We start from the raw sequence: 4,744 nt of genomic DNA on the forward strand, positions 1-4,744 counted from the left end.
GGGCACCTCGGGCGACGGGTGGAAGGTGATCCCGGCGGCGGTCCAGCGCGGACCGTGCCCGGCCAGCCGCTGCCGGAACCCGGCCCAGTCCTGCCGCGACCGCGGTGACCAGCCCACCTCGGCGAGGGCGGGCAGGCGCGGGAAGAGCATGAACTCGACCTCGGCGAGCGTGGTCACCGACTCCGTCCAGAGCGGGGCCTCCACGCCGAGCACCGCCTCGGCGGGTACGTCCGCCAGGTGCGTGGCCGGGTCCCAGTCGTACGCCTGGTGCACCTCGACCAGTCCGGCCCAGTCGTGCCCGATCGGGGTGTCGGCGGCGTACTTCATGTCCAGGTAGGTGCGGTTGCCGGGGGACAGGATCAGCCGGGCGCCCCGGCGGACCGCGTCGGCGACGACCGGGTCGACCGGGTCGGTGCCCCACCACTGGAGTACCCGGTCCGGCTCGTGCGCGGCCGGGGCCACCTGGTGCCAGCCCACCACCGTCCGGCCCAGGGCGGTGACCATCGGCTGCACCCGGTCCAGGAAGGTGGCGTACTCGGCGGGCTGCACGGTGAACGCCTCGTCCCCGCCGATGTGCAGGTACGGCCCGGGCGTCAGTTCGGCGATCTCACGGAGCACGTCGCCGATGAAGGCGTAGGTCAGCTCGCTGGCCGTGTCCACCGCACTGAACCCGACCTCGGTGCCGGTGTACGCCTCGACGGCGGTCCCGGTGCGGCCCAGCTCGGGGTACGCGACCAGGGCGGCGTGGGTGTGTCCGGGCAGGTCGATCTCCGGCACCACCGTGACGTACCGGGCGGCGGCGTAGGCGACGATGCGCTGGTAGTCGGCGCGGCTGTAGTGACCGCCGGGGCCCCCGCCGACCTGGGTGGCGCCGCCGACCGGGCCGAGCCGGGGCCAGGAGTCGACGGCGATCCGCCAGCCCTGGTCGTCGGTGAGGTGCAGGTGCAGGTGGTTGAGCTTGTACCGGGCGAGGTGGTCGACCACCCGGAGCACCTCGTCGACGGTGAAGAAGTGCCGGCAGACGTCGAGCATCGCGCCCCGGTAGGCGAAGCGCGGCCGGTCGACGACCGTCCCGCCGGGGAGGACCCACGGCCCGGTGCCGGGCGAAGGCTGCTCGATGCCGGCCGGCAGGAGCTGACGCAGGGTCTGCACCCCGTAGAAGAGACCGGCCGAAGCGGCGGCGCTGATCCGTACCCCGTCGGCGGTGACCACCAGCCGGTACCCCTCGGGGCCGTGGTCGGTGGCGTCCGGGTCGAGGGTGAGGACGATGTCGCCGGTGGATGCCGGTCCGGTGGTCGGGTCGACGGGTAGCGAAGCGCCGGTGTCCGGTGGCGGAGTGCCGGTGCGTGGCAGGCCGGTGACCGGCAACGGGAAGCCGGTGGCCGGTCGGAGCAGGGCGGCGAGCTGGTCGGCGACGGCCAGCGCGCCCGGTTCGTCGGTGGCCCGGACGGTGGTGCCGGCGGTCAGGGTGAAGCTTCCGGCGGGGTCGTCGTCGACGTGTACCGGGGCGGGTACGACGTCGTCGAGCCGGGCCGGTGCGGCACCGACACCGTCGGGCCGGGTGGTCCCGGGGGTCGGTTCCGGCCGGGCGTCCGCAGCGGCGGGCGGGGTGGATGACACGTCTTCTCCGAGGGTGTATTTCCGGTGCTTCTGGCTAAGCAGCCGGGGCGGCAAAGGTCCGTCAAGGGTACGGGCCAACCTGGCTGAGCTGCGTGAACGTGCGCGTGGAAGCGGTTCCAGATGCCGGTACGAACGCTGCGAGTGGTGATGGTTGTGCCGATTGTCACCGAACGGTCCCAGGCCGGCTGTTGTTCGCTTAACCTTCGCCCACCAATGGCCATTGGGACCCGGGTACGGAGAGTTGCGCCCTGGGTAAGACAGCAACTAAACCTTCGTTAAGTGCGGCAACGGCGCGGCTGGGAGGCTCTGGTGGCATCGCAAGAGGCGGCGGAACACAAGTACGTCTACGACTTCTCCGAGGGCAACAAGGACCTGAAGGACCTGCTCGGGGGCAAGGGTGCGAACCTGGCGGAAATGACCAACCTGGGTCTGCCGGTACCCCCCGGGTTCACCATCACCACCGAGGCCTGCAAGGCGTACCTCGCCACCGGCAGCGAGCCGCCGGGCCTGGCCGACCAGATCGCCGCCCACCTCGCGGCGCTGGAGGCGGAGATGGGTCGCCGGCTCGGCGACCCGGACGACCCCCTGCTGGTCTCGGTCCGCTCGGGGGCGAAGTTCTCCATGCCCGGCATGATGGAGACCGTCCTGAACGTCGGGCTCAACGACCGCAGCGTGATCGGACTCGCCCGCCAGGCGGACGGCAACGACCGGTTCGCCTGGGACTCCTACCGCCGGCTGATCCAGATGTTCGGCAAGACGGTCTGCGAGGTACCGGGCGAGGAGTTCGAGCACGCGCTCGACGAGGCCAAGCGCGCCAAGGGTACGACCGACGACCTGGACCTGAACGCCGACGACCTGCGGGGACTGGTCGACGCGTACAAGAAGATCTTCAACAAGCACACCGGCCGGGAGTTCCCGCAGGAGCCCCGGGAACAGCTCGACCTGGCGATCCGGGCGGTCTTCGAGTCGTGGAACGCCGACCGCGCGGTGCTCTACCGCCGGCAGGAGCGCATCCCCGCCGACCTGGGTACCGCGGTCAACGTGGTCGCCATGGTCTTCGGCAACCTCGGGGCGGACTCCGGTACCGGGGTGGCCTTCACCCGCGACCCGGGCAGCGGCGCGCAGGGCATCTACGGCGACTACCTGGCCAACGCCCAGGGCGAGGACGTGGTCGCCGGCATCCGCAACACCGTCCCGCTCCAGGAGCTGGAGCGGCTGGACAAGCGGTCGTACGACGAACTGCTCGGCATCATGGCGCGGCTGGAGGAGCACTACCGCGACCTGTGCGACATCGAGTTCACCATCGAGCGCGGCAAGCTCTGGATGCTCCAGACCCGGGTCGGCAAGCGGACGGCGGCCGCCGCCTTCGTCATCGCCGGCCAACTCGTCGACGAGGGTCTGATCGACCTGGACGAGGCGCTGCACCGGGTCAACGGCGCCCAACTCGCCCAGCTGATGTTCCCCCGGTTCCAGCTCGACCACGAGTTCGAGCCGGTGGCGAAGGGCATCGGCGCCTCGCCCGGTGCCGCGTCCGGCAAGGTGGTCTTCACCTCCGCCCGCGCGGTCGAGCTGGCCGCCGAGGGTGAGCCGGTGATCCTGGTCCGCCGGGAGACCAACCCGGACGACCTGAACGGCATGATCGCCGCACGCGGCATCCTCACCTCGCGGGGCGGCAAGACCAGCCACGCCGCGGTGGTGGCCCGGGGCATGGGCAAGACCTGCGTCTCCGGCGCCGACGAGATCGACGTGAACGTCCCGCAGAAGCGGTTCACCGTCGGCGGGCACACGGTCCGCGAGGGGGACCTGGTCTCCATCGACGGCACCACCGGCAAGGTCTACCTGGGTGAGGTGCCGGTCTCGCCGTCCGAGGTGGTGCAGTACTTCGAGGGCAGCCTGGACCCGGAGCAGACCGACGACGCGCTGGTCCGGGCGGTACACCGGATCATGACGCACGCCGACAGCCGGCGGCGGCTGGCGGTGCGGACCAACGCCGACACCGGCGCGGACGCGGCCCGGGCCCGGCGGTTCGGCGCCGAGGGCATCGGGCTCTGCCGCACCGAGCACATGTTCCTCGGTGACCGGCGGGAGCTGGTGGAGCGGCTGATCCTGGCCCGCACCGACGGCGAGCGGGAGTCGGCGCTGGCCGCCCTGCTGCCGTTGCAGCGGGCCGACTTCGTCGAGATCTTCGAGGAGATGAACGGGCTGCCGGTGACCGTCCGGCTGATCGACCCGCCGCTGCACGAGTTCCTGCCCCCGCTGGAGCAACTGGCGGTCAACGTCGCGGTCGCCCAGGAACGGGGCCAGGACGTGGCTCAGGAGGAGGCGCTGCTCGACGCGGTCCGCCGGATGCACGAGCAGAACCCGATGCTCGGCCTGCGCGGGGTACGCCTCGGCCTGGTCATTCCCGGTCTGTTCGCGATGCAGGTGCGGGCCATCGTGGAGGCGGCGGTGGACTGCGCCCGGCGTGGCGTGGTGGCCCGGCCGGAGATCATGGTCCCGCTGGTCGGCGCGGTCCAGGAACTGGAGACGGTACGCGCCGAAGCCGAGAAGATCATCGCTGAGGTGGTCGGCGACAGCGGGGTCGAGGTGCTGATCGGCACCATGATCGAGGTACCCCGGGCGGCGTTGACCGCCGGGCAGATCGCCGAGGCCGCCCAGTTCTTCTCCTTCGGCACCAACGACCTCACCCAGATGGGCTGGGGCTTCTCCCGGGACGACGTGGAGGGTGCCTTCTTCTGGCGGTACCTGGAGCTGGGCATCTTCGGCATCTCGCCGTTCGAGTCGATCGACCGCGAGGGGGTGGGCCGGCTGGTCCGGATCGCCGCCGAGGAGGGTCGGGCGGCCCGACCGGAGCTGAAGCTCGGGGTCTGCGGTGAGCACGGCGGCGACCCCGAGTCGGTGCACTTCTTCCACGAGGTCGGTCTGGACTACGTCTCCTGCTCGCCGTTCCGGGTCCCGGTGGCGCGGCTGGAGGCCGGTCGGGCCTCGGTGGAGACGACCGGCTCGGACAGCCGCTGACCGGATCCGGAAGTCGACCCGGCCGATCGGGTCCACGACGGATCCGTCGTGGACCCGATCGGCTGTCGCAGGCGCCGGATGTCCTGGGCGGTCCCGGCAACCGCAC

The 4,744-nt window shown here is 71.5% G+C and carries 2 protein-coding genes; one reads left to right on the plus strand and one right to left on the minus strand.

The genetic code is table 11. The features are described from left to right. Positions 1 to 1,620 (minus strand): beta-N-acetylhexosaminidase (locus tag GSF22_RS30675; RefSeq protein ID WP_307804473.1); only part of this gene is annotated, 1,620 nt, incomplete at its 3' end. Positions 1,621 to 1,929: 309 nt separating this feature from the next. On the opposite strand from GSF22_RS30675, the gene ppdK reads away from it, so the two are divergent. Further along, positions 1,930 to 4,638: a pyruvate, phosphate dikinase gene (gene ppdK / locus GSF22_RS30680; RefSeq protein ID WP_208817404.1), complete on the plus strand. Its 2,709-nt coding sequence runs from the start codon at positions 1,930 to 1,932 to the stop codon at positions 4,636 to 4,638. Positions 4,639 to 4,744: the final 106 nt, after the last annotated feature.

Source organism: Micromonospora echinofusca (assembly GCF_017614955.1).
Lineage (GTDB): Bacteria > Actinomycetota > Actinomycetes > Mycobacteriales > Micromonosporaceae > Micromonospora > Micromonospora echinofusca_A.